We start from the raw sequence: 3,537 nt of genomic DNA, 5'->3' as shown, positions 1-3,537 counted from the left end.
TAATAATAGCTAAAGGCGAGTAATCGGTGATTAAGCGTCATAATCTCAGCTGTTTAAACGAGATGAATGGTCTTTACTAAAGGTAAGTCAATAAAAAATGCCAACCAGTTAAACTGATTGGCATTTATAAAAACCAACACTTTACGTTAGCTAATCAGTTACAATGACGATTCAACTTCATCAAACAGATCAGTAATTTCTTTTTTCGGTTCAGCTGTCACAAGGCTTCCTACCACAATAGCAATACTCGCTAAAATGAAGCCTGGGACGATTTCATAAATTACACTGCTTAAGCTCTCACCGTTAATGGTAATAGGCGCATAAATCCATACAAGCACTGTTAAAGCACCAACAACCATACCGCTAATAGCCCCTTTTAAGTTCATACGTTTCCAGTAAAGGCTAAACAAGACAAGTGGACCAAATGCAGCACCAAAACCAGCCCATGCGTTACTAACTAAATCAAGTATTGAACTATTACGGTCATACGCTAAGTAAATAGCAAATAACGCAACCAGTATTACGCTAATACGCCCTACTAACACCAGCTCAGTTTGCGAGGCATCGCGGTTTAAGTAAATCTTGTAGAAGTCTTCAGTAAGCGAGCTTGAACACACCAATAATTGCGATGAAATCGTACTCATAATCGCAGCTAAAATAGCAGCCAGTAGGAAACCAGCAATTAATGGGTGGAAAATAAGTTCAGCTAATACTAAGAAAATGGTCTCTTTATCGGCAATAGGCATTTGGTTTTCAATCATAAAAGCAGCACCAAATAAACCGGTAAATACCGCACCAATCGCAGATAGTGTCATCCAAGACATACCAATACGACGCATAGTTGGCATTTCTTTTACTGAGCGAATAGACATAAAGCGAACAATAATATGTGGCTGACCAAAGTAGCCTAAGCCCCAAGCCATCGCAGAAATAATAGCAATGGTAGAACCACCAGCAAACCAATCAAGCATATTCAATGAATGGATTTCACTGGCTTTTGGTGAACTTAACAACTGCTGGTAATTTGCATTTGCTAAAGTATCCATAAATGGCTGATCAAGCATCATATAAGTAGCGATAGGTACTGCAAGCAAGGAGATAAACATAATACAACCTTGCACGAAGTCTGTTAGGCTAACCGCTAAAAAACCACCAAATAAGGTGTAAACAACAACCACACCCGTGGTGATGTATAAACCCATTTCGTAACTCATCTGAAATGAATTTTCAAATAACTTACCACCGGCGACTACGCCTGATGAAGTATACAAAGTAAAGAACACAATAATAACAATTGCAGAGATCACACGGAGGATATTCTTGTTATCATCAAAACGATTTGCAAAATAATCAGGGATGGTAATAGAGTCATTTGCTTTTTCAGTATAAACACGCAGTCTTGGGGCGACTAAGAAATAGTTTGCCCATGCGCCTAATACTAAGCCAATAGCAATCCAAACCTTGCTAAGCCCAAACAAGTACATTGCGCCAGGTAGGCCCATAAGTAACCAACCACTCATGTCTGATGCACCCGCTGATAAGGCAGCAACACTGGGGGCTAAATTACGACCACCTAGCATATACCCTGATATATCGCTGGTAGATTGCTTATATGCGTATAGTCCTATTCCCAGCATTACAATAAAATATAATGCCAATGAAATAATCATTCCTGTTTCCAAATTCGCCTCCACTTAAAAAAGTAATAACAGGCTTGTAATCCAAATAATGACTCTTGAAATCTTATAATTAAGACAGTATTGGAATAAAAGCTTTCTACTGAACTATAACACGGTAATTGCTAATAACTCCAACCCGCTAATTTAAGTAGATAAAAAACCATCTATTCGCTCGCTTTTAAAACAAATAGAATAAAAAACAATGAGTTTAGATTAATAAAAATCACCTAAGCCATGATATTTCATTAATAATAATTCATTTTACCGATGCTATTTTGAATGTTTTCCAATATATTATTACAATGTTAATCAATTTCTACTCTTTCGGAATCCAATATGTATTTTTACGCTGCTCGGCAACCTATTTTAGATCGCAATAAAGAACTAATTGGCTACGAGCTTTTATTTCGTGATGGAGTAGATAACGTTTTTCCAAATATTGACGGCGATGAAGCCACGTCTCGACTGATTGAAGGCAGTCAATTTAACTTTGGCTTAGAAGATTTAACTGATAATAAACCCGCTTATATTAACTTTACCTTAGACACCTTGTTAAAAGGCTACCCAACCCTTTTAAACAAAGATGGGGTGGTAATTGAAATACTCGAAACCGTCCAGCCAGGTAAACGCTTATTGGCAATTGTTAAAGACCTAAAAGAAAAAGGCTATACGCTAGCGCTAGATGACTATGCACATCAACCTGTATGGCGGCACTTTTATCCGTTTATCGATATTATTAAAGTCGACTTTTTAACTTGTGATATTGAAAACGTTAAAACGATCATAGAGGATTTAAAACCTTACCCACATATCAAGTTACTCGCAGAAAAAGTTGAAACTTACGAGCTTTACAATCAAGCTTTTGAACTAGGTTTTGAATACTTTCAAGGCTTTTTCTTTTCAAAACCAGAAATGGTGCAAAGCAAGGCGTTACCGCCATCGGGCATGGCATTGGCTGAGCTACTCTATGAAACATCCAGCGTAGAAATGGATCTTAAAAAAATCACCGATGTATTTGAGCGTGATGTCAACTTATCGTATAAGCTGCTACGCTACTCAAATTCGGCAGCATTTGCTCGCCGCTCTGAAATAAACACTATAAAACAAGCGCTTATTGTATTGGGCGCGGCTGAAATAAAAAAACTACTCTCTTTATTATTTGCCGCACAAGTCTCTGCAGACAAACCTCTGGAGCTTATTAGGTTGTCGCTAACACGCGCGCGTTTTTGTGAGCTTTTAGCAATTTCACATGGCAAACTTAGAGATACTGGAATAGCGTTTTTAGCCGGCATGATGTCGCTTATGGATGCCATACTAGATGAAGAGATGGACAGTGTAATGCTTAAACTACCGCTTTCAAATGAGATAAAAGCGGCATTGTTAAACAATGAAGGGCTGCTTGCTGAGTATTTAAACTTAGTAACCCTCTATGAGCAGGGTAACTGGCACGCTGCTAACGATAAAGCCCAACAGCTTAACTTAGGTGATGATGTGCCTGATGCTTACCACGAAGCACTTAATTGGGTTAGTGAACAAATGCAGATAATGATTGATAATTAAAGCGCTCATTAGGGTCTGTTGACCTTTCAAGGTTAAATTTTCAGCAGTCTATTTGGTATTTAGGCAAGGCAGAGCCTATGTGGTGTGGTTATTCCCCATAAATAGGCGATAACGCAGCATCAATGCCAAACAGGCGCTGCCCTTCGGGTTCTGTCTAGGAGCGATTTACTCTTTGTTGCTCGGTTTTTACTTAGCCCACTAGGTTACAAACCTCGCGCCGCGATTAAACCGCTCCTAGTTTGAACAAATTGTAATCCGCAAAGGTCAACAGACCCTAGTAATTAATAACTAAAAATAA

At 38.5% G+C, this 3,537-nt stretch carries 2 protein-coding genes; one reads left to right on the top strand and one right to left on the bottom strand.

Annotated elements, in window-relative coordinates; genetic code table 11:
• Positions 1-158 precede the first annotated feature (158 nt).
• Positions 159-1,670 carry a sodium/proline symporter PutP gene (gene putP, locus P20311_RS12415; RefSeq protein WP_008113313.1) on the bottom strand — a complete coding sequence of 504 codons (1,512 nt, stop codon included), beginning with the start codon at positions 1,668-1,670 and terminating at the stop codon, positions 159-161.
• Positions 1,671-2,015: 345 nt separating this feature from the next.
• Between putP and P20311_RS12410 the strand changes: the two genes are divergently transcribed.
• The gene (locus P20311_RS12410) at positions 2,016-3,239 is read left to right on the top strand and encodes an EAL and HDOD domain-containing protein (protein ID WP_008113311.1); all 1,224 of its coding nucleotides are present in this window, start codon (positions 2,016-2,018) and stop codon (positions 3,237-3,239) included.
• Positions 3,240-3,537 lie beyond the last annotated feature (298 nt).

The organism is Pseudoalteromonas sp. BSi20311 (assembly GCF_000239875.1).
Taxonomy (GTDB): domain Bacteria; phylum Pseudomonadota; class Gammaproteobacteria; order Enterobacterales; family Alteromonadaceae; genus Pseudoalteromonas.
This window is presented reverse-complemented; position numbering and strand designations above follow the sequence as displayed.

Excerpts from the sequence above, each read along its gene's own strand:
- putP (WP_008113313.1), bottom strand. The coding sequence starts at position 1,670 with ATGATTATTTCATTGGCATTATATTTTATTGTAATGCTGGGAATAGGA.
- P20311_RS12410 (WP_008113311.1), top strand. The coding sequence starts at position 2,016 with ATGTATTTTTACGCTGCTCGGCAACCTATTTTAGATCGCAATAAAGAA.